This is a genomic window from Streptomyces sp. DvalAA-43 (genome assembly GCF_900091725.1).
Lineage (GTDB): Bacteria > Actinomycetota > Actinomycetes > Streptomycetales > Streptomycetaceae > Streptomyces > Streptomyces pulveraceus.
The window spans coordinates 37431-59860 of record NZ_FMBW01000014.1; the positions used below are offsets into that span (position 1 = coordinate 37431).

General features: G+C 69.1%; 18 protein-coding genes and 4 pseudogenes. 10 read left to right on the forward strand and 12 right to left on the reverse strand.

All coding sequences use genetic code 11. The features are described 5' to 3' along the window. Nucleotides 1-9: 9 nt before the first annotated feature. The 3 genes and pseudogenes from GA0115234_RS03265 to GA0115234_RS03275 form a co-directional block, all read left to right on the forward strand. Nucleotides 10-2232 carry an FAD-dependent oxidoreductase gene (locus GA0115234_RS03265; RefSeq protein ID WP_093539323.1) on the forward strand — a complete coding sequence of 741 codons (2223 nt, stop codon included), beginning with the start codon at nucleotides 10-12 and terminating at the stop codon, nucleotides 2230-2232. Nucleotides 2233-2257: 25 nt separating this feature from the next. Next, nucleotides 2258-3124: an NAD-dependent epimerase/dehydratase family protein gene (locus GA0115234_RS03270; protein ID WP_237541057.1), complete on the forward strand. Its 867-nt coding sequence runs from the start codon at nucleotides 2258-2260 to the stop codon at nucleotides 3122-3124. Between the two features lie 112 nt (nucleotides 3125-3236). Beyond that, a pseudogene (locus GA0115234_RS03275) lies at nucleotides 3237-3768 on the forward strand (phosphotransferase); the annotation flags it as partial. Nucleotides 3769-4411: 643 nt separating this feature from the next. Here GA0115234_RS03275 and GA0115234_RS03285 read toward each other — a convergent pair. Further along, a complete protein-coding gene (locus GA0115234_RS03285) occupies nucleotides 4412-5128 on the reverse strand; it encodes a TetR/AcrR family transcriptional regulator (protein ID WP_093539324.1) in 717 nt (238 codons plus the stop codon). Nucleotides 5129-5230: 102 nt separating this feature from the next. Here GA0115234_RS03285 and GA0115234_RS03290 point away from each other — a divergent pair, with 102 nt between their 5' ends. The 4 genes and pseudogenes from GA0115234_RS03290 to GA0115234_RS03310 all read left to right on the forward strand — a co-directional run bounded on the left by GA0115234_RS03290 (nucleotide 5231) and on the right by GA0115234_RS03310 (nucleotide 9068). Then, the gene (locus tag GA0115234_RS03290) at nucleotides 5231-6409 is read left to right on the forward strand and encodes an FAD-dependent monooxygenase (RefSeq protein WP_093539305.1); all 1179 of its coding nucleotides are present in this window, start codon (nucleotides 5231-5233) and stop codon (nucleotides 6407-6409) included. A gap of 553 nt (nucleotides 6410-6962) precedes the next feature. Continuing rightward, entirely contained in the window at nucleotides 6963-7760 is a 798-nt protein-coding gene (locus GA0115234_RS03300; RefSeq protein WP_093539306.1) for a DUF5707 domain-containing protein, read from the forward strand. Between the two features lie 271 nt (nucleotides 7761-8031). Beyond that, nucleotides 8032-8241, forward strand: a complete 210-nt coding sequence (locus GA0115234_RS43175) for a hypothetical protein (protein WP_237541058.1) — start codon at nucleotides 8032-8034, stop codon at nucleotides 8239-8241. A gap of 192 nt (nucleotides 8242-8433) precedes the next feature. After that, nucleotides 8434-9068: pseudogene (locus GA0115234_RS03310) on the forward strand (HD domain-containing protein). Nucleotides 9069-9116: 48 nt separating this feature from the next. On the opposite strand, the gene GA0115234_RS03315 reads toward GA0115234_RS03310, so the two are convergent. Then, complete coding sequence (locus tag GA0115234_RS03315) at nucleotides 9117-9314, reverse strand: hypothetical protein (RefSeq protein WP_141718383.1); 198 nt, start codon at nucleotides 9312-9314, stop codon at nucleotides 9117-9119. A 250-nt stretch (nucleotides 9315-9564) separates the two neighbouring features. Between GA0115234_RS03315 and GA0115234_RS03320 the strand changes: the two genes are divergently transcribed. Then, a protein-coding gene (locus GA0115234_RS03320) for an IS5 family transposase (RefSeq protein WP_107405769.1) occupies nucleotides 9565-10441 on the forward strand; the annotation gives its coding sequence in 2 pieces (ribosomal slippage) (nucleotides 9565-10347 and nucleotides 10349-10441; 876 coding nt in all). A gap of 49 nt (nucleotides 10442-10490) precedes the next feature. Here the strand turns inward: GA0115234_RS03320 and GA0115234_RS03325 are convergent. The 9 genes and pseudogenes from GA0115234_RS03325 to GA0115234_RS03365 form a co-directional block, all read right to left on the reverse strand. Then, nucleotides 10491-11255 carry a GNAT family N-acetyltransferase gene (locus GA0115234_RS03325; RefSeq protein ID WP_093539308.1) on the reverse strand — a complete coding sequence of 255 codons (765 nt, stop codon included), beginning with the start codon at nucleotides 11253-11255 and terminating at the stop codon, nucleotides 10491-10493. 772 nt (nucleotides 11256-12027) lie between these two features. Further along, entirely contained in the window at nucleotides 12028-12414 is a 387-nt protein-coding gene (locus GA0115234_RS03330; protein WP_093539309.1) for a hypothetical protein, read from the reverse strand. 158 nt (nucleotides 12415-12572) lie between these two features. After that, nucleotides 12573-13886: a serine hydrolase domain-containing protein gene (locus tag GA0115234_RS03335; RefSeq protein ID WP_093539310.1), complete on the reverse strand. Its 1314-nt coding sequence runs from the start codon at nucleotides 13884-13886 to the stop codon at nucleotides 12573-12575. A 282-nt stretch (nucleotides 13887-14168) separates the two neighbouring features. Beyond that, a pseudogene (locus GA0115234_RS03340) lies at nucleotides 14169-14660 on the reverse strand (IS110 family transposase); the annotation flags it as partial. A 242-nt stretch (nucleotides 14661-14902) separates the two neighbouring features. Further along, nucleotides 14903-15568: a DUF4232 domain-containing protein gene (locus GA0115234_RS03345; RefSeq protein WP_093539311.1), complete on the reverse strand. Its 666-nt coding sequence runs from the start codon at nucleotides 15566-15568 to the stop codon at nucleotides 14903-14905. A 111-nt stretch (nucleotides 15569-15679) separates the two neighbouring features. Then, nucleotides 15680-15882, reverse strand: a pseudogene (locus tag GA0115234_RS43180) (kynureninase); the annotation flags it as partial. A gap of 187 nt (nucleotides 15883-16069) precedes the next feature. Further along, a complete protein-coding gene (locus GA0115234_RS03355) occupies nucleotides 16070-16837 on the reverse strand; it encodes an FAD:protein FMN transferase (protein ID WP_093539312.1) in 768 nt (255 codons plus the stop codon). Then, entirely contained in the window at nucleotides 16830-17264 is a 435-nt protein-coding gene (locus GA0115234_RS03360) for an FMN-binding protein (protein ID WP_093539313.1), read from the reverse strand. Before GA0115234_RS03360 ends, GA0115234_RS03355 begins: the two co-directional genes overlap by 8 nt. Nucleotides 17265-17274: 10 nt before the next feature. Continuing rightward, the gene (locus GA0115234_RS03365) at nucleotides 17275-18639 is read right to left on the reverse strand and encodes a ferredoxin reductase family protein (RefSeq protein WP_093539314.1); all 1365 of its coding nucleotides are present in this window, start codon (nucleotides 18637-18639) and stop codon (nucleotides 17275-17277) included. 173 nt (nucleotides 18640-18812) lie between these two features. On the opposite strand from GA0115234_RS03365, the gene GA0115234_RS03370 reads away from it, so the two are divergent. Both GA0115234_RS03370 and GA0115234_RS03375 read left to right on the forward strand, forming a co-directional pair. Further along, nucleotides 18813-19547, forward strand: coding sequence for a response regulator transcription factor (locus tag GA0115234_RS03370; protein ID WP_093539315.1), 735 nt, complete (start codon nucleotides 18813-18815; stop codon nucleotides 19545-19547). Beyond that, the gene (locus tag GA0115234_RS03375; RefSeq protein ID WP_093539316.1) at nucleotides 19544-20968 is read left to right on the forward strand and encodes a sensor histidine kinase; all 1425 of its coding nucleotides are present in this window, start codon (nucleotides 19544-19546) and stop codon (nucleotides 20966-20968) included. The genes GA0115234_RS03370 and GA0115234_RS03375 overlap by 4 nt, the downstream gene beginning before the upstream one ends. Before the next feature lie 119 nt (nucleotides 20969-21087). Here the strand turns inward: GA0115234_RS03375 and GA0115234_RS03380 are convergent, their stop codons facing one another. Then, nucleotides 21088-22362 carry an APC family permease gene (locus GA0115234_RS03380; protein WP_093539317.1) on the reverse strand — a complete coding sequence of 425 codons (1275 nt, stop codon included), beginning with the start codon at nucleotides 22360-22362 and terminating at the stop codon, nucleotides 21088-21090. Nucleotides 22363-22430: the final 68 nt, after the last annotated feature.

A 22430-nucleotide genomic window follows, 5' to 3' on the forward strand; every position in this document is an offset into this window, starting at 1 on the left:
ACGTACGACATGAGGAATGAAACCGCAACTCACGACATCACCGTCGTCGGCGGCGGCCTGGCCGGGGTCTGCGCGGCGATCGCCGCGGCCCGGCTCGGCCGGAGCGTCGCGCTGATCAACAACAGGCCGGTGCTCGGAGGCAACGCCAGCAGCGAGGTCCGGGTCTGGGTGTGCGGCGCGACCGGCCACGGCAAGAACCACCATGCCCGTGAGGGCGGCATCATGGGCGAGCTGCTCGTGGAGAACCAGTTCCGCAACCCGGACGGGAACCCCTACTACTGGGACGCCGTGGTCCTGGACGCCGTACGGGCCGAGCCCGGCATCACGCTCTACCTCAACACCGACGTGCGCGAGGTCGACGCCGAAGGCCCGGACGAGGCCCGCCGGATCACCTCGGTCACCGGCTGGATGATGGGCTCGGAGCGGCGGATACGTTTCGAGAGCTCCCTCTTCCTCGACTGCACGGGAGACGGCCTGATCGGCCACCTGGCCGGCGCCCACCACCGCATCGGCCGGGAATCGCGCACCGAGTACGACGAGGCATGGGCTCCGGAGACGGCCGACGACATCACGCTGGGCTCCACCCTCCTCTTCTATACGAAGGACGCCGGTCACCCGGTCAAGTTCGTGCCCCCGAACTTCGCCAAGGACATCACCCGGACCTCCATCCCGCAGCGCCGCATCATCAAGGCGGGCGACAACGGCTGCGCGTACTGGTGGATCGAGTTCGGCGGCGAGCTCGACACCGTCCACGAGAACGAACGCATCCGCGACGAGCTGTGGGCGGTGATCCACGGCATCTGGGACCACATCAAGAACTCCGGCGAGTTCGACGCGGCGAACATGACCCTGGAGTGGGTGGGCTCGGTCCCCGGGAAACGGGAGTACCGGCGCTTCCTCGGCGACTACGTGCTCCACCAGGGCGACATCCTCGGCCAGACCGAATTCGCCGACCGGGTCGCCTTCGGCGGCTGGTCCATCGACCTGCATCCGCCGCAGGGCATGTACGCCACCGAGGCAGGTGCCAGACAGCTCTACGCGGACGGCATCTACCACATTCCGTACCGCAGCCTCTATTCGGTGAACACCGAGAACCTGCTCTTCGCCGGGCGCAACATCTCCGCCAGCCATGTCGCCTTCGGCTCGACCCGCGTCATGGCGACCTGCGCCACGATCGGCCAGGCGGCCGGCACGGCGGCGGCGCTCTGCGCCACCGGGAAGGTCACCCCGCGCGAACTCCCCGTACCCGAGCTGCACCGGGCGCTGCTGAGCCAGGACGCCTCGCTCATCGGCCTCGCCTCGACGGACCCGGAGGACCTCGCCCTGCGAGCGACGGTCACCGCATCGTCCACCCTGAGCAGCCTGGCGGTCGAGGACTCCGACGAGCCGTGGCCGCTCGCGGCGGACGCCGGACTCGTCCTCCCCGCGGACCCGGACCTCTCCGGGGTGGAGCTGCTCGTCGACGCCGACCGCGACACCGAGATCGTGATCGATCTGTACGACCCCGAACTCGGCCAGAACTACGTCCCGCGCCGCCTGGTCGCCTCCACCACCCTGCCCGTCGCCGCCGGTGCCCGGCAATGGCTCAAGACAGGCCTGGACTGGTCCCCCGAGACCCCGCGCAACGCCTTCCTCGTCATCCGCGCCAACGACGCCCTCGCCCTGCACCGCTCCGACCGCCCGACCCCCGGCGTCCTGTGCTTCACACGGGTCCCGCTGCGCCCGACGGACGAATCGCCGCAGCCGCTGCGCGAGTGGACGGACACGGGCCTGCTGCGCCGCACCTTCTGCTTCCGTACGGGAGAGACCGCGGCCTACTCACCCGCCAGGGCCACCGACGGCTATGCCCGCCCGTACGCGGGACCGCACATGTGGGTCTCCGCGCCACTGGCGGACGACCCGTCTCCCTGGCTCCAGTTGGCCTGGCCCGAACCGGTCGCCCTCGGCCGGATCGAGGTCATCGCCGACGACGACGTCAACGAGGACCTGATCAACCTGCACCACCACCGCACGCCCTTCGACACCCTCCCCACCCTCCTTCGCGACTACCGCGTCGAAGCACTGGATACTGACGGCACCTGGCGCGTCATCGCCCGTGCGGCGCAGAATCGGCGACGACGCGAGACGCACAGGCCGGCGGAACCGGTCACCACATCGGCGATCCGGGTCGTCGTCGAAGCCACCAACGGGGCGGCGTCCGCGCACGTCGTCGCCGTGCGCGCCTACGAGTAGAAGCACGACGCAGGAGAGTGACTGGATGGTCCGAAGAGCGATGGTCACCGGGGCCGCCGGGCGGATCGGGCGAGCAGTCCTGACACTGCTCGCCGAGCGCGGGATCGAGGCCAACGCCCTGGTCCTCGACGATCCCGGTGATCTCGCGGCGCGCCTGGTCGTGACCGGTGACGCCGCCGACGCGAAGACCGTACGGGCGGCTCTGGAGGGCGCCGACGCGGTCATCCACCTGGCGGCGATCCCGACTCCCGCGCGCAACACCGCATTCGAGGTCTTCGCGGGCAACAGCCTCTCGACCTTCACCGTCCTGGAAGAGGCGGGCCGGGCCGGGATCCGGCATGCGGCGGTGGCGAGCTCCTGGGGTGTCACGGGCCTGCCCTGGACGGACGCCGAGGATCCGCATCCACCGTACGCACCGGTCGACGAGGCGATGGCCTCCCAGGTGGCCGACCCCTACGGCCTGTCCAAACAGGTCGACGAGCTGACAGCGCAGATGATGGCACGGCGGCACGGGATGAGTGTGGTGTGCCTGCGCTATCCGTACGTGGGCGGATTCGAGGAACGGCTGCACGAGCACGCCGCCCGGCTCACGGCCGACCCGGCCGCGGGGGCAAGGGACCTGTGGACGTACCTGGAGGTCCATGACGCCGCGAGGGCCGCGCTGCTGGCCTTGGACGTACCCGGCCGCGCGGCCCACTCGGTACACCTCTGCGCCCCCGAGATCATCGTGCCGTACCCGACGGAGGAACTACTGCGCCGCTACCACCCCAGCACCGTGCTGCGGCGCCCGCTGCCGGGTCGCACGGCGCCGGTCGACACCTCGGCCGCGCGCAGACTGCTCGGGTTCACGGCACGGAACCTCCTCGGTCACGGGGCGGTCACACCACAGTGAGATCACACCGAACCGCCACAGAACGGAGAAGAGCAGGACGTACCCCGAGACCGAGTGACGTACGCGACGCCTCCATACCTCCGACCCGTCGAAGGATCCAAAGGTCACACCCGTGAGCATCCGTACGACGCATCACGCTCTCCTGAGCCGTCTGCTGCCCGACGACGGACTGGACGACCTCGCAGTACGCCAGGGGCAATTCCACACCGTGGCCATGGGCTCGGACCGTGTCGTGTGCCTGCCCCGCACCCGGGCAGGCCCGGTTGCCCGAGCGTGCGGCCGCACTGCACGCACTCGCCGACCTCGACCTCGGCTTCCGCGCACCCGAGCCGCTGCGCCAGCGCGGCGCCCACGGCACCGACGAGGCGCCGTTCCTGGTGCTCGACCGCATTCCCGGGGAACCGCTGGAGGCCGACGCACTCGACGATTCCCACGTGGTCGACACCGTGGCGGCGCAGTACGCCACGCTGCTGTCCGGTCTGGCCCGTGCCGGCACCGACGAGACGGTACGAGCAGTTCTCCCTCAGGCACCAGAAGGCCGGTGGCGGCTCTTCGCGGAGAACGTGCGCGTGGAGCTGTTCCCGCTCATGTCCGACAACGGGCGCTTCCGGGCCGAGCGGGAACTCGCAGCACTCGACAGCCTTGGCCTACCTGATACCTGACTTCCACAACCCGACCGGGATGTGCATGCCCACCGGCGTGCGCCAACAGCTCGGGCTCGCGTGTCCCACGGTCGTCGACGAGACCATGACCGATCTGGCTCCGGACGTTCGCCTACGCTCTTGCCACCGCCACCGCCGCCGACCACACGGTCCGAACCGCCCTCGCCACCAGGTGCGCCACGGAGCATGACGCCATAGTCCGTGCCGCCCTGCTTCTCGCCGCCGCGGAGACCACCCGGGCCCACGCACATCCGCCGACCGTCTGGTGGTTCCGTGAGCGGTGGCGAGGCCGGACAGAGGCCCCCGAAGTCCGCCTGGCCGCGGCGATCGGCCGGCTCCGTCTCACGGACGAACCCGCCCCCGAGGGCCTCCACCAGACCATCGACACCTTCGCCACAGACGAACGCGCGCACGCCATGGACGCCCTGCCGTGGATGAACGCCGCCGCCGGATCCGGTGAACCTGGACTCCGGCGCTGCATCCGCTGCATGCTCCACCGCGAAGAGCCCGAACCGTGCGGCGACCCCTGGGCCTTCTCGCTTTGAGCGACTGGCCTCGGCCCCGTTCGTGCATCGAGGTTGTCCACCGGGGCCAGCAGCGGTGCTCGACTGCGCGGGCGGCTGGGTCAGTTCGTCCTCTGGGTGATGAGTAGGCCCAGACCATCCAAGATCCGGTGCAGGCCGAACTCCAGTGCCTCGTCCTGACCGCCGGACTCAGCCGCTGAGGCCAGCGCGGCGGTAAGGGCGGGGTATCGCTCGCCGTGCGCCCGCATCAGCTCCCCGAGTGTGGCGGCGAGCTGAGCTTCAGGGCTGCCCTCAGGACCCGCTGCGCGAGCCTGGAGGGCGATTCCGCGCACATGGCCGGTCAGTAGGACGACGGCGTCCATCCGCTCGGCCCCTGTGAGGCCCGTGTTGTCCAGTGCGGCGAGGGCCTGCTCCATCCAGGCCAGCTCCTTGGGGCCTATGACTCTCGGGCCGACGGTTGCGTCCAGCAGCCATGGGTGCCGGTGGAAGACGGTGCTCAGGTGGCGGGCCCAGCCACCGAGTTGCTCGCGCCAGTCGCGACGCGGCTCGTTCGGCGGCGGGGCCCCGCCGATCGCCGTATCCACCATCACCGCGACCAGCTCGGCTTTGCCGGGCACGTACCGGTAGAGCGCCATCTTGGTGACGCCGAGTAGCCCGGCCACCCGCTGCATGGACACGGCGGCCAGCCCCTCCGCGTCGGCGATCTCGATGCCGGCCTGCGCGATGCGGTTCAGGCTGAGTGCCGGCTTGGGGCCGCGTTTTGGCTTCGGGTGCGGGCCCCAGAGCAGCCGTACCGCCTCGCTCTGCTCGTCGCTCACCTCTCTGCTCCCATCTTCGTCTTGCAAGCCCTTGAAACTGCGTCTATCGTACACATAAATAATCAGTGTCTGGCGGACACAGTTTTTTTGAGGAGTGGTTCCATGGGGAAGAACGTCCTCATCTCCGGTGCCGGCGTCGCCGGTCCGGCGCTGGCCTACTGGCTCGGTCACTACGGCTTCAAGCCCACGGTGGTTGAGCTGGCACCGGCCCTGCGTGACGGCGGCCAGGCCGTCGACTTCCGCGGAGAGGCACACCTGACCGTGCTGGAGCGCATGGGCGTCCTCGCGGAGCTGCGCCGGATCCAGACCGGCGGCAGAGCGATGCGCTTCGTCGATGAGCGCGGCCGACAGTTGCTGCACCTGCCGGCCGAATTCGCCGGCGGCGACGTGGAGGTGCTCCGCGGCGACCTGGCCCGGGTGCTCTACGAGCACAGCCTCTCCCACACCGAGTACGTCTTCGGCGACTCGATCACCAGCCTCACCGAGACCGCTGGAGGCGTACAGGTCAGCTTCCAGCACAGCACGCCGCGCGAGTTCGACCTCGTGATCGGTGCTGACGGACTGCACTCCAACGTGCGCCGGCTCGCCTTCGGCCCTGAGGAGAGGTTCGTCCGCCATCTCGGCTACTACGCCGCCACATGGCAGCTGCCCAACTACCTGGGCGTCGGGCGAGGCTCGGTCGGCTACAACGCGCCGGGCCGGCTCGCCAGCGTCGGCGGTGACCACCGGGATGTGGCGAAGGCCAGGGCGTTCATCGTCTTCGCAGCGCCCCGGCTTGCTTACGACCGCCATGATCCGGAGCAGCAGAAGGCACTGATCGCCGACGTCTTTGGCGGCCTCGGCTGGGAGGTGCCGCGGCTGCTTGACTCCCTGCAGTACGTCCCGGACTTGTACTTCGACTCGATCAGCCGGGCGGACGTCGATGCCTGGTCCACGGGACGGATCGGCCTCGTCGGAGACGCCGCCTGCGGTGCCACCATCGGCGGCATGGGCGCGGGAACCGGCGTGGTGGCCGCCTATGTGCTGGCCGGTGAACTCGCTTTGGCCAATGGCGACCACCGTGCGGCCTTCACTCGGTACGAGAGCACGCTCCGTAGCTATGCCCAGGGCTGCCAGAAAGGCGGCGACCGCACAGGAAAGTTCCTCGCTCCCGGAACTGCCGCCGGTCTCCGCATCCGTAACTGCCTGCTGAGCGTGAACTTTCTTCTGAACTGGATGCTCAAGGAAGGGAAGAAGGTCGGCACCATTGCCTTGCCCGACTACCAAGCCAAGCTCAGCTAGTGCTGTGAGTACATAGGTTCGCCGGGTCGGCGGTCGTGGCGGTTGGATGCGCGGTGACGTCCGATCCGACCGTCGGAGGTGCGGTGGCTGAGCCTGTCCGTGTGCGCAGACCGACCGATCAGGAGGGGCAGAAGCTGCAGCAGGTCGCGCTGATCCCGAATGAGGACGGCAGCTCCGCCAACTCACGCCGGAGCCGCTCGACATCCCCGACTTCACACCCTCAAGGTGCCCACCACCAGGCAAGACCACCCAAGGTGACGAAGCACTACTAGGGTCTCACTCGGGAGGGAGCAGGTCCGATCGGCGTAACCGCGCCGCCGCGGACCACCAGGTCCTCCACGACCATATTGAGCGGTACGGCAAGCACTCGGCAGATTCGTCGCGGACGGCGGAGCTGGCCAGGGACCGCTGGGCCGACTGACGGGGCGGAGCGGGGGAGTGGCCGCCTCGAACCGATCTTCGCGACGATTTCATCCTTGTGTACAACCTTTCACGTTTGCCCCAGGTCTGGTCTGTCGGGTCAGTAGATCCATAGACCAGATTTGGGGAACAAATGCGTATTCGTGCCACTGTGGCCGCTGTCTCCGGCGCCCTGGCCTTGTCCGCCCTCGCCGTGCCGGCCTCTCAGGCGAGCAGCCCTTCGTTCGCGCTGACGCGGGCGGACGCCGCCCCGGTGATCAGTAAGGTCGTCGTGAACGGTGGAAAGCCGATCGTGCTCGGAACCACCGCCACCAAGAAGGTGGCGGTCTCCATCACCGCCTCCCACTCCTCAGGCATCGACGACGCCCTCGTCTACCTCTGGCGAGGACGAGCCAACAACCCGAACCTGTACGACTTCGGGTTCCACCCGGACGCGGACCGGGCCAGGTGCAAGGCCGCGAGCTCCACGACCTCGACCTGCACCCTTACCATCACGGTCGATCCCGGATACCTGTGGAACACCAACGCCACGACCTGGCGGGTCTACGCCGGCGCATGGGCCAAGGACGGAAGCGCCACCCTCAGGGACTCGTTCTCCTCGGTCAGGTTCCAGCGGCTGTCGCGACTGACCGTCAACGCCTCCCCGGAGCCCGTGAAGAAGGGCCGAACCCTCACGGTCACGGGCAAGCTGGACCGGGCCAACTGGGACACCCGTAAGTACGCGGGCTACGCGTCCCAGTCGGTCAAACTCCAGTTCCGGAAGAAGAACAGCAGCACATACACCACCGTCAAAACGGTGAAGGGCTCCAACACCGGCACGCTGAAGACCACGGTCAAGGCGGTGGAGGACGGCTACTGGCGCTGGAGCTTCGCCGGTACGGCCTCGACTCCCGCAGTCAACGCCACTGGTGACTTCGTCGACGTGAAGTAGTCGCGCAGCGCACGGCAGCGAGAGAACCGAAGGGCCCGGCAGGCCGTGGGCTTCGGCGGGGACACTGGCCGCCTGGACGTTGCCCCCGATGTTCCGGCGTACCCCGCCAGACCCTGTACCTGGCGGGGTACGAAGACGCGCCCGACACCTTCGAACCTCCGACTGGCTGGCCCACCAACAGCGGACCGAGCCCCCTGACGGCTGGCTGACGAACTGGCTCAACTCCCGTTCGGTCGCAGCCGTCGCCGCCAGACAGGGCGACCGCGACCGGATGGGGTACTTCATCACCACAACCCTCGCCGACGACGACGCGGGCGAGACGGCGAACCCCAACTACTGGGCGTACTGGACCGGCGAGACGCCTCACATCCAGCTGTCCGACGATTTCATCACGGCCTCGACTCCGGGCTCGTGGCCCGGCGACGGACTGATGCGTCCCCTCGTACGCGGCATGACCCGGACCACGGCTTCTTCGACCTGAACGTCCACACTCTGTGCACTCTGCTCACCGCCCGACCGAATCTTGCTGCGCCCCGGAGCACCGGCCGGGAACGAGCTACGGGCTTCGCTCCCCGTGCTGTTGGAAGGCCGGGAGCTCTCGGCGCGGGCGCGTCGGGAGCTGGAGGGCATCCGGTACGCAATCCGCCTCGCCGAGGCGTGAGAGGAGAGGGTCGTGGCTGACGACCTGTCCGCGGTGGGCCGTTTCCTGTACGAGGCCGGCACGCTCAAGCAGACGCGGCGCACCGGCTGGTGGATGGCCGGGGTCCGCGATCCCGAGAGTGTGGCCGAGCACTCGTGGCGCACCTCGTTGACCGCCACGATCATCGCGAAGCTGGAGGGTGCCGACCTTGCCCGAGCCGCCGACCTCGCGGTGTGGCACGGCACGCAGGAGAGCCGGACCGGGGACGTGAACCACCTCGGGAAGAAGTACGCGCCTGCCGGCGCCCCACAGGAAGTGACCGCTGATCAGACGGCCGGCATGCCTGAAGTTCTGGCTTCGGAGTTCCGTGACCTGATCGCGGCGTACGAGGCCGAGGAGACCGCGGAAGCCGTCTGCGCCCGCGACGCGGACAAGCTTGAGTGCCTGCTCCAGGGCAGGGCATCGAGTACAAGGCGCAGGGGTACGAGAACGCCCAGCGGTGGATCGACAACAGCCGCGGACGGCTCATCACCGGGACCGCGAACCGGCTGGCCGATGAGCTGCTGTCGCAGGGAACCATCGACTGGCTGCGCACCGCCCTGGGCGAGGGCAAGGAATCACCGGATGCGCAGAACGATCCCTGCCTCGATCAGAGCCGCAAGGCGTGATCTCCGCGCGGAGGGGGAGAAACGGAACGGCTTCCGAGGCGCAGCGCGTTACTCGGGCTTCGGAAGCAGGACACGCAGCCGTGGGTAGCGAATGAGCAGATGGGCGAGATGGGTGCTGAGGAAGCCCGGCCTGAGCACGGCGGCGGTGTGAGTGTCCCAGAAGTTCGCCACGGTGCGCTTGGCGTGGGCGTGGGCCGTCTCGGACGGCTTTGTCTCGTCATGTTCGGGAAGGTGCCGACCGTACACGGGGATCACCTCGACACCGGCGTGAGCGTTTTGGCCGTTCTCTTCCAGCTCTTGCCGTCACGGTCAGTGAAAACGGCGTACTGGACCTCTGCTACGGCCAGGACTTTCCCCACCATGGTCTCTTTGCCCCTGTCCAGCCGGCCCACCCAGGAGATCTCCCTGTCGATTTGTTTCGGTGAGTAGACGAGTTCCGTGCAGGGTGCTAGGCCGTGTATCGAAAGTGGATCTTGAGCGAGAATGATCTCGGTTCATGGGGCGGGGAGATCTCACGGACGAGCAGTGGGCGATGCTGGAGCCGTTGTTGCCGAAGGGTACGAGGACCGTGCAGCCGCCCGTCTGGCCTCGGCGGCAGTTGATCGACGGCATCAGATTCCGGGTCCGTACCGGTGTGCCGTGGCGAGATGTGCCCGTCGAGTACGGACCGTGGGGCCGGGTCTATGACCTCTTCCGCCGATGGCAGCGGGACGGCACCTGGCACGGGGTCCTCACCCGGCTCCAGTTCCTGGCCGACGCAAAGGGTGCGATCACGTGGGACCTCGGCGTCGATTCCACGGTGTGCCGCGCCCATCAGCACGCGGCCGGAGCTCGGGTGCGAGGCGACCTGCAGAAGGAACCGCCGGGTGGTGTGTTCACCGAGCCCGGTGATCACGGGCTGGGACGCTCGCGCGGCGGGTTCACCACCAAGCTGCACTTGGCCGTCGAGCAGGGCCAAAAGCCCATGTCGATCGTGGTCACGGCCGGGCAGCGCGGGGAATCGCCGCAGTTCGAACCCGTGCTGGAAAAGGTCCGCGTGCCCCGCATCGGGCCGGGACGACCGCGCGTCCGACCCAATCGAGTGCGCGCTGACAAGGTGTACGCCTCCCGCAAGAACCGCGCCTACCTGCGTCACCGAGGGATCCGCTGCACCATCCCGGACAAGGCCGACCAGGCGCGCAACCGCAAGAAGCGTGGCTCCCGCGGTGGCCGGCCACCCGAGTTCAACGCCGAGGACTACAAGGCTCGGCATACCGTCGAGTGCGGCATCAACCGCCTCGAAAAGGAACCGGGCTGTGGCCACGAGATACGACAAGCTCGCGGGCCGCTACGAGGCCACTGTCCTCGTAGCGGCCATCAATGAGTGGCTGTGACCGGTTCATTCAGGGATGGCGGACGGACAGCCCGTGGTGTCTTGGCGGTTCAGGGGGTAATGGCATGTTCGGCGAACTGGCCGCAGGAGCGGAACCCCAGGCGGCGGTAGACGGGCTCGCCGTCGGCCGATGCCTGCAGGACCGCGATGCGGTGGTCTCGCTCGCGGGCCGTACGGAGGGCCGCGAGCGTGATGGCGCCGCCGTAGCCGCGCCGGCGGTGGGCGGCCAGGGTGGAGATGTTGTAGATGCCGGCGACTCCCGCGTGGTGGAACACCTCGGCGGAGCAGACCGGACGGTTCTCCACGTAGCCCACCAGGTACCGGGCCGGGCAGGTCGCGGCCAGTGCCTGCGAAGCGGCCTGGGCGAAGAAGCGTCGGACGGTTTCGGCGGGTGGATTCCAGTTCGCGGCGAGGACCGTGGCGTAGTCGGCGAGCTGTTCGGGCGTGGTCACCGTCCGGATGTCCAGTCCCGGGACGGCGGGAGGCGGCAGGGTTTCGTCCAGCTCGGCCCACATCGCCGTCTCGCGTTCGGACACCGGCAGACCGGCCGCCGTCAGGCGGGCAGTGAGGTCCGCCGGCGTCGAGGCAGGGCCCACCCACCAGGAGAAACTTCGGCCGGTGCCGGCCAGCGTCCCGGCGGTCTCGGTGATGCGGGCCGTAGCGTCGGCGGCGGTGAAGCGGGCCGCGGCGACGATGTTGAACGTGTCGTCGTCCAGGCCGCTGTCCGCGACCAGAAGGTCATCGGTCTCTGTGACGGTCGCGCTGGACATACTCCGGTGCAGATGACAGGCGTGTTCCGCCAGGTTCCATTCCATCCTGTCCGTCAAGTCGGCTTCGTCAGGGAAGTGATTATTCATAGCGATTGATCCCAGCACGACCGAGCGAAGATCGCATGCCATTTTAGGCAGTGTCACGCCGGCGACCAGCACTTTCGATACACGCCTAGGCGCGTCGTTGCCAGCGCATATCGAACCACCGGGCCGACCACTTTGCCGGGCCAGGGGTTCGGCTCAAGTCGTTTCCCCGCGTCCATAGCCACCAGAGCCGACGGGACTGGGTCTGCAGAGCGGTTCTGGACGTGCAGCGTCCAGTTTTCCTCCGTTCCTTCAACCCAGTAGGAGAAGGTCACTGCTTGAGCCCGAGCCTCGTTGGCGGAGTCCTCCCTCGACTGCTGCAACTGATCTGCTGAGACCAGAGTTCCGTAGTACGTGGCGATACCCGTGAAGACCAGGCCGCCGACACCACCAACGACAGTGAGCACTGCGCCGATGCCGACTCAGGGAACTCGGCGCAACCAGCGGCGCGATGGCTCCTCAGCCTCAGCGCGAGCACGTGGCCTTACAGCGTCGGGTGCTGGGCGTTGTCTTGCCAGGCGGAGCCTCGCGTGCCTATGCGTACCGGTGTCCCGCGCATGACCTCCTTGCTTCGTTGAGGACATGGACGCGGAATCGCGCTGAATGGCCGCACTTCACCCCTCACCCGCCGCCGTCATGCTCCGCAAACACGACGAACAGGCCGCCGCAATCGCGGTTCTCCCCGCCTGACCGTCCGGTTGGTCCCGTTGGGCCTGACGGACCAACCGGAGCGTCAGCGGGGCGTCTCGGCGGGCAGCACGTTGATGTACGGGTAGGGGTAGCCCGGGTCCTCGAACCGGGTCATCACCCGGTGACCGAAGTCGGTCAGGATGCTGATCACGGCCGACGTCAACGTCGCGGCTGCGCCGAACACCTGCTCCTTCTCCTTCCCCTCCGACTCCGAGTGAGCGACCTCGCCTGGCACGTACCAGGACAGCGAGACGCCTGGCCCGGGGCCGCCGAGGCTCAGCGCCACCCCGGCGTCCACGTGGGAGTCCTCGGAGGTGCCCAGGTCGACGACGCCCACCGGGACACCGACCCTGGCGAGGTCGGCTATGACCGTCGCCGCCAGTTCGGCGTGCGGATGACCGTCGCACGTAGCGGACGAGAGCCGGGACAAACGTCTCGGGGGCCTGACGCCCCGGCCTATCCGCCGCCTGGCCGACAGGTCGTCATGGACTGAACTCGGGATTTGTACCGGGCGGGTATCAGGGGTCCTGGGCCGTGATCCAACTCCCGTTTCAGCCCGACGAGCTGAGTCTCACTGAGCTGATCGGTTCAGCGCAGGACCGCCGCCCAGGGCTCCGGGGAGAGGTCGGCGCCGGTGAGTACTGTGGGGGTTGGTGTAGCCGACAGAGCCGCTGCCGGGGCTGCGGCGTACGCCGGGCACAGAGCGCCGATGACGTAGCGGTTGAGGGCGTCGTCGATCGGGCTCGGCTCGAAGCCGGTGCCGTCCGCGTCGATCCGTTGGTACTTCATCAGATTCCAGCCCGCGGCCACCTGGCGCCTGCCGTCCGGACTGGCCAGCGCGATGGTGCCGGCACCGAACACCGCGCCGTCGTGGCCCCAGAAGCGGCCGCAGCCGGGGATGTCGACGGCGTACAGGCCGAGGCCGTAGTCCATGCCGTTCACCGACACCGTGCGCTGCATCTCCTTGAGTGCCGCTGTGCCGATCAGTCGGCCGGTCAGCAGAGCGCGGTAGAAGCGGTTCAGGTCGCCGGTGGTGGAGACGACTGCGCCCGCCGTGTAGGCCCAGGACATGTCGTAGACGCTGTAGTCGCGGGGCGGGTCGATCAGCCCGTAGAAGTTCTCGTACATCCGGGCGTGCGGGCCCTGGATGTCGGGGCTGCTCGGGTAGGAGGTGTGGTGCAGTCCGGCGCGGTCGATGACGTGCTGGGTGATGTACGTCTCTGGGTTCTGGCCCGTGACCTTGGCGAGGAGCAGTCCGGCGATGATGTAGTTGGTGTTGGAGTAGTGGCCGGGCTGGGCCCCGGGCGTTCCGGTGGCCGGGGCCGTGAGCCCCAGACGGACCAGTTCCTGAGGGCTGACGAAGCGGAAGCGCTCCTCGTCGAGGCTGGCCGTCGAGCCGCGCGCCAGGGACGGGAAGGCGCCGGTGATGTAGTCGCCGATGCCGCTGGTGTGGTTCAGTAACATCCGGACGGTGATCTGGCGGCCGCGCTGCCCGGGTATCAGGTCTGGCAGGTAGTCGCCGATGGGGGCGTTCAGGCGGATACGGCCGCGTTCGACCTGTTGGAGCACGGCGACCGCGGCGAAGGTCTTGCTGATGCTGCCCACTCGCTGTCGCATCCCCGGCTTCACTGGGCGGCCCGTGTCCACGTCGGCGACCCCTGAGGCGCCGGTCCAGCTCTGGGCGCCGTCGCGGACGCTGGAGTAGACGCCGTACATGCCCGCCTCGTGGACGGCGAGCAGGGAGCTGCCAAGCGCTGCCGGGTCCAGGGCCTCCCTGGGCGGGGATGACGGCGCGGACGCGGCGGCCGCACTGGGTCTGGCACCGGCTGAGGCCACGGGTGCGGCAGCGGTCAGTAACAGGGTGGTGGCGATGACGGTTCCGGTTATCCGGAGGATGCGCAAGGGGAGTCCCTTCCTTCGTGTCCGAATATATCCAGGTCATCCTGATCGATCATGTTCGTGATGGCGTCCTTCCTGGGGACGAGTTGTCGCCGGATCTCCTCCTTGTTGTCAAAGACGGCTCCGGCCTCCCCGGGAAACGCGATCGGGCCGGACCTGCGGCGGTGTATTTGGGCACGGCGCCCGAAGCGGCGGTGTCTCTGGTGCTGCCCTTGAGGTATCGCCCTCCGGGGCGGGCCCGGCGCCGGGTGCCGGGTGACGGAGCCGGGCGGGTGCTCGCGACGGCCGGCGGGCAGATGGGAAGATCTCAAGAAGTTGAGCTCGGAGCCGGTTGATCTGCCGGGTGCGATCGTTGACCAGGTCAGTGCGACGGGCGGTGAGAGTGCGCAGGTCGACGGCTATCTCGTCGCCGGGCCGCAGCAGACCGAGATCCTTGCGCATGCGGGCCTGGTCGGCGATGACGCAGGCGTCCTTCTCATCCGTCTTGCCCTGGTCCCGATACGCGGTCGACGCCTGGTGCACGGCCAGGCCAGTGATATAGACCATCGGCTGGTCGTGGCTGAGTAGCAGGCCGATCAGCAACGCGGCGCCACCGCGGTTGATGTCCACCGCCCACAGCGTCTCGCCGGAGAGCGCCAGCACGTCTGAGATCAGCTCCAGCAGAGCCGTCGCATCATTGAGGACTCGGCGTGAAAGCAGAGGTTCGCCCTGGGCATCCAGCACCACGCAGTGATGGTGTTCCTTGCCGATGTCCACTCCGGCCCAGATCTGGGGCACGGTCACCTCCGCCAGCTCGTCGTCCAACACAGGCACAGTCCCGCAGACGACCTCGCCGACGTTGTCCTACGAAGCGATCAAGTCGCGTATCTCAATGAGCGGTCGAGTCGTCGCGGGGCTCCGGGCGGCCAAGTTTTTTGAGCCATCCAACGGCGACAAGCTCATAGCCATAGCCAGAACCCCCGGGCCCGCCGATCTTACGAACGACCAGCTCAGACCCACGCTTGGAAGGTAGGACAGGCCTAGCCGGCCGTGAAGGCGCCGACCTTGAAGCTGTCGCCGCAGACGCTGAAGTAGCCGCCCGGCGAGCCGTCCGCCTTCAGCACGTTCACCGTGGTGTCCGGCTGCTTCGGCAGCCCGACCTTGACGGTGGAGGCGCCCATCGGGCAGGTGTCGCGGGCGGTGCCCTCGGTGTTCAGGTTGTTGTAGCCGATGTCCGCCGTCGCCGAGCCGCCCGCCGGGATGTCGACCGCGTCCGAGCCCTCCTTGGAGTTGTCCGCGGAGATCGGGCCAGCCTTGTTCTCGTCGTCGGTCGCGGTCACTGTCGTGGGACCGACGACCGTACAGGTGGCACCGGAGGTGTTGGTGAACTTGAGGGTGCCGTTGGCCGCCTGCTGCTCGGTGGCCTGGTGATCGCTCATGAGGAACTTGATCGAGACCGTCCGGAGGGTGCAGGCCGCAGTGGCGCCGCCCCCGCCCTCGGACGAGCTGTCGCCGCCGCTCGTGCTCGAGTTGCTCCCGGACGAGGCCTTGGGCGAAGCCGCGGTCGAGGCCGGGTCCGACGCGGGGGCGGACGAGCCGGCAGCGGCGTCGGCCTCGTCGCCGCTGTTGCAGCCGGTGAGCGCGAGCGCGGAAAGTGCGGCGAGCACGCCGACGGCTGCTATGCGGGTACGAGCACGAGTACGCATGAACTTCCTTCTTCTCCGTCAAAAACTAAGAGCCAACTGAGAAGACAGGATGATCTGCGAAACCGTACTGGTTGCATCTACCAGGTATAGGATCACCAAGTCCACACCACCTCAGCCCAAGATCGTCGCCAATACCCGCGCGGTCCGCTCCACTTCCGGGAACCTCAGGTAGAGCGGCGTGAATCCGAACCGCAGCACGTCAGGCGCACTGGAGTCGCCGACGAGACCCTCCGCGATCAGACGCCCCATCACCTCACCGGCGTCCGCACACCGCAGTGCGACCTGGCTGCCCGCTCGGCATGGACACCCGGTGTCATGACGTCGACACATGCGCAGGGATGCCGTTGATCAGGTCGAGTCCCACGGGGGCTCCTTCGGGGGTGGCGTTCAACGCTGGACAAGGGACAAGGCCGGGCTCCTGCGGCGGCTTCGGTACCAAGGCCGCCGCCTGCATGGGGAGGCGCCCCCTCCCTGCGCGCGGGGATGAGTCTGTGTCGCGCCTCATGACCCATAGCGGCTGAATCCTGGCGTGCGCCATTCCTGGCCGTCGGGCAGGACGGCCAGGGCTTCGTAGCCGTCCAGTGCCTCCAGCCATTTCCGGGCGCCGTCGCCTCGGGCGAAGGCTGCGGTGGCGTAGGTGTCGGTCGGCGTCAGGCGGGGGCCGATGAGGGTGAGGGAGGCAAACGTGGTGGCGGGTGTGCCGGTGTGGGGGTTGAGGATGTGGGCGCCGCGTTCGGCAGTGCCGGAAGTGGCGACGGCCAGGTCATGGCCGGCGGTGACGACGGTGGCGAGTTCGCCTGGGCGCAGGGGGTGAGTGATGCCGATGCGCCACGGGGTGCCGGGGGCTGCCTGGCCGCGGAGCTGGAGGTCGCCGCCGCCGTTGACACAGGTGTGGCGGGCGCCTGCTTCGTACAGGAGTTGGGAGGCGGCTTCGGTGGCCCAGCCTTTGACGAGTCCGGAGGGGTCGAGGGTGCCGGCGGGGACGACGCTGAACCAGCCGCCCGTGACGTGGGCGGCCTGGGCACAGAGTGACATGACTTCGCGGACTTCGGGCGGGCATTCGGCCAGGTGGATCTCGCCGTGGTCGAGCCGGCTGATGTGGCTGTCGGGCCGGTAGGTGGAGAACACGGCGTCGACGCGGTGGAGTTGTCGCACGGCTGCGGCGAGCGCGCGGTGGATGACGGGGGTGGGCTTGTCACGGATGTCGAAGGAGAAGACGGTGCCCATGACATGCTCGACGTGGCGCAGTCCGGTCGCGGTGTCAGGCATGGGCCTGGTCCAGGGCGCTCTGGAGGGACTGGATGTAGCCCTGGCTGGTGTAGCTGGCGCCGGAGACGGCGTCGATGTGAGCGCTCTGGGCTCCGAGCGCTTCCTGGGTGAGGCGGGGCAGGGCGTAGGCGGCGATCTCCTGGTCACGGCCTCTGCGGTCGGGGGCCTGGAGGACCTTGATCGAGGTGATCTTGCCCTGGTTGAGGGTTGCGGCGACCTGCACGGTTCCGTACTGGGTGTCGATGGGGTCCCCGGTGAACGTGCCCGTTCCGATGGATGTGCCCGTCGAGGTGCCTGCGGGAGTGTGCGAGGTCGTGGGGGAACGGGGAGCCGCCCCGGCCAGGGCGGGTAGCTGGTGGGGTTTGAGAGCGAGCAGGGCGGCGATCAGGGCGCTGATCCCGGTGGTGGTGAGGACGGCTCGGCGCATGCGGTTCTCCTCAGAACGCGAAGGACTCGTGGTGGATGCGCCGGGCCGGGACCCCGGCTTCGCGCAGGGCCCGGACAGCGGCCTCGGTCATGCCGGGCGGGCCGCACAGATAGACGTCGTGCGCGGCCAGGTCCGGGACCAGGGTGCTCAGGGCCCGGGCAGTGAGGGGTGAGGAGTATCCGGCCGGTTCGTCGACGATGTAGTGCACGGGGGCCCGTCGGCGGGTGGCTATCTCGTCGAGTTCACCGCGCAGGGCGAGGTCGGCGGCGCGGCGGGCACGGTAGACGAGGGTGACCTGGTCCGGAAGTGTCTCGAAGAGCGTACGCAGGGGGGTGATGCCGACCCCGCCGGCCAGAAGCAGGACCTTGGGAGCGGTACGGCGGTTCGCGGTGAAGCCGCCGTAGGGTCCCTCGGCCCACACCCGGGTACCGGGCCGCAAGCGGGCGAGAGCCGCACTGTGCCCGCCCGCCGTCTTCACCGTGATCCGCAAGTGGCCGGGGTGGGCGGGGGCCGAGAGGGAGTACGGGTTCGCGGTCCACCACAACCCCCGGGCCAGGAAGCGCCAGCGCAGGAACTGCCCCGGCTCGCCCCCGAGGTCGTCGAGGTGCAGGCCCGTGAGGTGGACGGAGACCACGCCCGGTGCTTCGGGGTGGACCGTGGCCACGCGCAGGCGGTGGCGCAGTCCGCGCCGGACGGGGACTGCGAAGCGGTACCAGGCGACCAGGGCCGCGACCCCGAGGAACAGTGCGTACCAGGCCACCTGTGCGAGGTGGTTGCCCACGAAGTCGGCGCCGTTGGAGAGCTGATGGCCGAAGGCGAGGAAGACAGCCAGGTAGGTCGCGAAGTGCAGGTAGTGCCAGGCTTCGTAACTCATCCTGCGGCGCGCCGCGCGGGCCGAGAGGATTCCTGTCATCAGGAACAGCAAGAAGCCGATTGTGCCCTTGAGGAGGTCGGGGTAGTGCAGGACGAGGGTGGAGGTCTGGCTCACCACGTTGCTGTGGGAGGCCAGTGAATAGCCCCAGATGATCAGCAGGGTGTGGGCGAGGGCGAGGGCGACGGTGCAGCGGCCGCCCCAGGCGTGCCAGCGGGCGAGCCGGTCGGTGCCGATGGTGTGGTCCAGAAGCGGCATCCTGGCCATGAGGGCCAGGAGGATCGCGCAGGCGTATCCGGCCAGGAGGCCGGTGATGCGTCCCGCGTCGGTGAGCCAGCCCGCCGGGCCGACGACCGCGTTCGTGTCGCTCCACCACAGGCCCAGCACCCCGGCGGCGCCGGCCCAGATCACCAGCGGCACCAGGTACGGGACGGCGCTGTGGCGTGGGCGCCGGTGGCGCATCCTGCGGCTCGCATACGTCGTGCTGGTGAACGTGGTGGTCATGGGACTCCTCCGGATATGGCGCACGCTCCGGCGTGGGGCGGCCAGCCTCACAGCCCGACCTCTGTGTACCTTCTGAAACGGTGTGGTCGATCGCTCTCAGCTCCGATTCAGAGGAAACTCAGAAACATGCCTCACCCCTGCCGTGGCCTGCGCCGGGGGATGCTGAAGGAATCATGGACGAGCCGCGTACGACATCGCTTCTGCACCGCCCCGACGGGGATCCCGTACGGATTCTCGTCGTCGACGACGAACCCGACGTCACCGATGTCCTGGCCGGAGTCGTGACCGGCGAGGGGTGGCTGGTCCGCACCGCCGCCGACGGGGCGACCGCACTCGCGACGGCCCGTGATTTCCGGCCTGACGCGGTGGTTCTGGACTGGATGCTGCCCGACCTGGACGGCCTCCAGGTCCTGCGGGCTCTCAGACGTGAGATGCCCAAGGTGTGTGTCCTGTTCCTGACCGCCCGCGACGCGGTCGAGGACCGCATCGCGGGGATCACCGCGGGCGGCGACGACTACGTCACCAAGCCCTACAGCCTGGAAGAAGTACTGGCCCGGCTGCGCGGGCTGCTGCGACGGGCCGGAATGACCGCCGAGCCGGGCACGAACCGGCTCACCGTCGGAGACCTCAGCATGGACGAGGAAGCCCGGGAGGTCCGGCGCGGCGGTGTCACCGTCGAGCTGTCCCGCACAGAGTTCGAACTCCTCCGATTCCTCATGCGCAACCCCCGCCGGGTCCTGTCCAAGGACCAGATCCTCGACCGGGTCTGGGCCTACGACTTCGGCGGCCGCGCCCACATCGTCGAGCTCTACATCAGCTACCTGCGCAAGAAGATCGACGCCGGACGCACTCCGATGATCCACACCGTGCGCGGCGTGGGCTACGTCCTCAGGCCGGAAGCCCCGTGAAACGCCTGCCGCCCCGCACTCTGCGCGGCCAGCTCACTGTCGGACTCGTCGCCCTGCTCGCCGTCGCCTGTCTCGCCGTCGGGATCACCACCGCCCTCGCTCTGCGGGGCTTCCTGATGGGGCGCCTGGACGAGCAGCTCTCCGCGTCCGGCGGCCGGTTCGCGGCCAGCCTGGAACACGAGGCCAAGCCCGATGCCGACAACCGCCCCGACACCCGGGGCCAGGCCGATGCGACCTTCGGCGCCCGCCTCCTGGACGACACCGTCACCCGGGCCGCCGTCGTCGACGACGCCACCGACCGGCCCCTCCAACTCACCCCCGAAGCTCACCGCACCCTGGCGGGAATCCCCGTGGACGGAAGCGGGCACAGCATCCGCCTCTCCGGTCTGGGCAAGTACCGCGTCACGGCTGTCCGGGGTGACGACCAGGACACCCTGATCACGGGCCTGCCCCTGCACCCGGTGGAAGAGACCGTTCACCGCCTCGAAGCGGTCGAAGCCGTCCTGTTCGGTGCCGCGCTCGTGGCGACCGGCATCGCGGGGGCCGTGTGGGTGCGGATCTCCCTGCGCCCCCTCCAGAAGGTCACCGCCCGTGCGGCGGAGGTCGCCGAACTGCCGCTGGCCAGCGGCGAGGTCGCCATGCCCGGACCGCTCCCCGACACCGACCACCGTACCGAGGTCGGCCAGGTCGGCACCGCCCTCAACCACATGCTCGGCCACGTCGAGGACGCTCTCACCCGGCGCCACGCGAGCGAGGAGAGACTCCGCCACTTCGCCGCCGACGCCAGCCACGAACTGCGGACCCCCGTCGCCAACATCCGCGGCCACGCCGAACTCGCCCTGCGCCACCGCGGCCCCGTCCCCACCGAAGTCCGTCACGCTCTGGAACGCATCGGCAGCGAGTCACAGCGCATGACCCGCCTCGTCGACGACCTGCTCCTCCTCGCCCGCCTGGACGCCGGACGCCCCCTCGAACACGAGCCCGTCGACCTGACCCTGCTGATCCTGAACGCGACGGACGACGCCCGCGCCGCGGGCCCCGGCCACAACTGGCTCCTCGACCTCCCCGAAGAACCGGTCACCGTCACCGGCGACGCCCACCGCCTCCAGCAGGCCATCGGCAACCTCCTCGCCAACGCCCGCACCCACACCCCGCCGGGCACCGACGTGACGATCTCCCTCACCACTGGCGAGAGCGGCGTCCAAGTGGACGTGAGTGACAACGGTCCCAGTATCCCCGACGAGTTCCAGCCCGAGGTCTTCGGCCGTTTCGTGCGCGCCGACCGCGCACGCTCCCGCAGCACCGGGAGCACTGGGCTGGGCCTCGCCATCGTCCACGCCGTCATCACCGCCCACGGTGGAACCGCCACCCTCACCAGCCGCCCTGGACGGACCACCTTCCGCCTCGCACTCCCCAACTGAACCGGGCGCCCTGCGGGCCTGTTCGACGCCGGGCTCCTGGTCCGCGCTGAGGACGGCACCGCCGTCCTGGCCGACTGTCGCGCGACATGAGAGTGTCAGTGCTTCCGACAGCGGGTGTGTCAGTGGCTGACTCGGTTGTTCCTGGCCTTCCGCAGGCCGTAGACGGTGGCCCCGAGGATGAGGACGGTGGCGCCGGAGATGACCGTGCTTGCGGGCAGGGCGAAGGCGAGGGTGGCGCAGCCGGTCAGGCCGATGACGGGGACGAGGCGGCTGGGGCGGCCTTCCTCTTTGGTGAGGGTGAAGGCGGAGGCGTTGGCGATGGCGTAGTAGGCCAGGACGCCGAAGGAGGAGAAGCCGATGGTGCCGCGTACGTCGGTGGTCGCGGCGAGCAGGGCGACGACGGCGCCGACGGCCAGTTCGGCGCGGTGGGGAACACCGAAGCGGGGGTGGACGGTGGCCAGGGCGTGGGGAAGGTGCCGGTCGCGGGCCATGGCCAAGGTGGTGCGGGACACCCCCAGGATCAGCGCAAGCAGTGAGCCGAGTGCGGCGACGGCGCCGCCCATGCGGACGATCGGCACCAGCCAGCCGGCGCCCGCGGTGCGGGCGGCGTCCGACAGCGGAGCTGTGGCGCTCGCCAATCCGCCGGGGCCCAGGACGGTCAGGACGGCGACGCCGACGAGGGCATAGACGGCGAGGGTGATGCCGAGGGCGATCGGGATGGCGCGCGGGATGGTGCGCACGGGGTCGCGGACTTCCTCGCCGAGGGTGGCGATGCGGGCGTAGCCGGCGAACGCGAAGAACAGCAGGCCCGCCGCTTGGAGGACTCCGCCGACGGTGGCGTCCGAGCCGATGTCCAGCCGGGCGGTGTCCGCGCCTGCGGAGGTCAGGGCGATGACGACCAAGGCGGCGAGCACGGCCAGGACGACCGCGACGATGACGCGGGTCAGCAGGGCGGACTTCTGTACCCCGGCGTAGTTCACGGCAGTCAGCGCCACCACGGCGGCCACGGCCACCGCGTGCGCCTGGCCGGGCCAGACGTACGAGCCGACGGTGAGCGCCATGGCCGCGCAGGAGGCGGTCTTGCCGACCACGAACGCCCAGCCCGCCAGGTAGCCCCAGAAGTCGCCCAGGCGTTCACGGCCGTAGACGTAGGTGCCGCCGGACTGCGGATAGAGGGCGGCCAGCTGTGCCGAGGACGTCGCGTTGCAGTAGGCCACGACCGCGGCCAGGGCCAGGGCGAGCAGCAGCCCGGACCCGGCGGCGCCAGCGGCCGGGCCGAGCGCCGCGAAGATCCCGGCCCCGATCATCGATCCCAGGCCGATCACCACGGCATCGCCCACGCCCATACGGCGCTTCATCTCACCCGTGCCCGTCGGGGCGCTCCCCATGTTCATCGCCCACTCCTTCTCGTAGCGGTCTTCGCACCCGGCGCACCGTAGCCGGGGAAGGTGTCGGGCCGGGG

What these genes read in the sequence shown, in the direction of transcription:
- GA0115234_RS03270 (WP_237541057.1), top strand. Translation starts at nt 2,258, where the DNA reads ATGGTCCGAAGAGCGATGGTCACCGGGGCCGCCGGGCGGATCGGGCGA.
- GA0115234_RS03355 (WP_093539312.1), bottom strand. Translation starts at nt 16,837, where the DNA reads ATGCCTGACACCGCGACCGGACTGCGCCACGTCGAGCATGTCATGGGC.
- GA0115234_RS03325 (WP_093539308.1), bottom strand. Translation starts at nt 11,255, where the DNA reads ATGGAATGGAACCTGGCGGAACACGCCTGTCATCTGCACCGGAGTATG.
- GA0115234_RS03365 (WP_093539314.1), bottom strand. Translation starts at nt 18,639, where the DNA reads ATGACCACCACGTTCACCAGCACGACGTATGCGAGCCGCAGGATGCGC.
- GA0115234_RS43175 (WP_237541058.1), top strand. Translation starts at nt 8,032, where the DNA reads ATGGGGTACTTCATCACCACAACCCTCGCCGACGACGACGCGGGCGAG.
- GA0115234_RS03265 (WP_093539323.1), top strand. Translation starts at nt 10, where the DNA reads ATGAGGAATGAAACCGCAACTCACGACATCACCGTCGTCGGCGGCGGC.
- GA0115234_RS03370 (WP_093539315.1), top strand. Translation starts at nt 18,813, where the DNA reads ATGGACGAGCCGCGTACGACATCGCTTCTGCACCGCCCCGACGGGGAT.
- GA0115234_RS03360 (WP_093539313.1), bottom strand. Translation starts at nt 17,264, where the DNA reads ATGCGCCGAGCCGTCCTCACCACCACCGGGATCAGCGCCCTGATCGCC.
- GA0115234_RS03345 (WP_093539311.1), bottom strand. Translation starts at nt 15,568, where the DNA reads ATGCGTACTCGTGCTCGTACCCGCATAGCAGCCGTCGGCGTGCTCGCC.
- GA0115234_RS03380 (WP_093539317.1), bottom strand. Translation starts at nt 22,362, where the DNA reads ATGAACATGGGGAGCGCCCCGACGGGCACGGGTGAGATGAAGCGCCGT.
- GA0115234_RS03290 (WP_093539305.1), top strand. Translation starts at nt 5,231, where the DNA reads ATGGGGAAGAACGTCCTCATCTCCGGTGCCGGCGTCGCCGGTCCGGCG.
- GA0115234_RS03300 (WP_093539306.1), top strand. Translation starts at nt 6,963, where the DNA reads ATGCGTATTCGTGCCACTGTGGCCGCTGTCTCCGGCGCCCTGGCCTTG.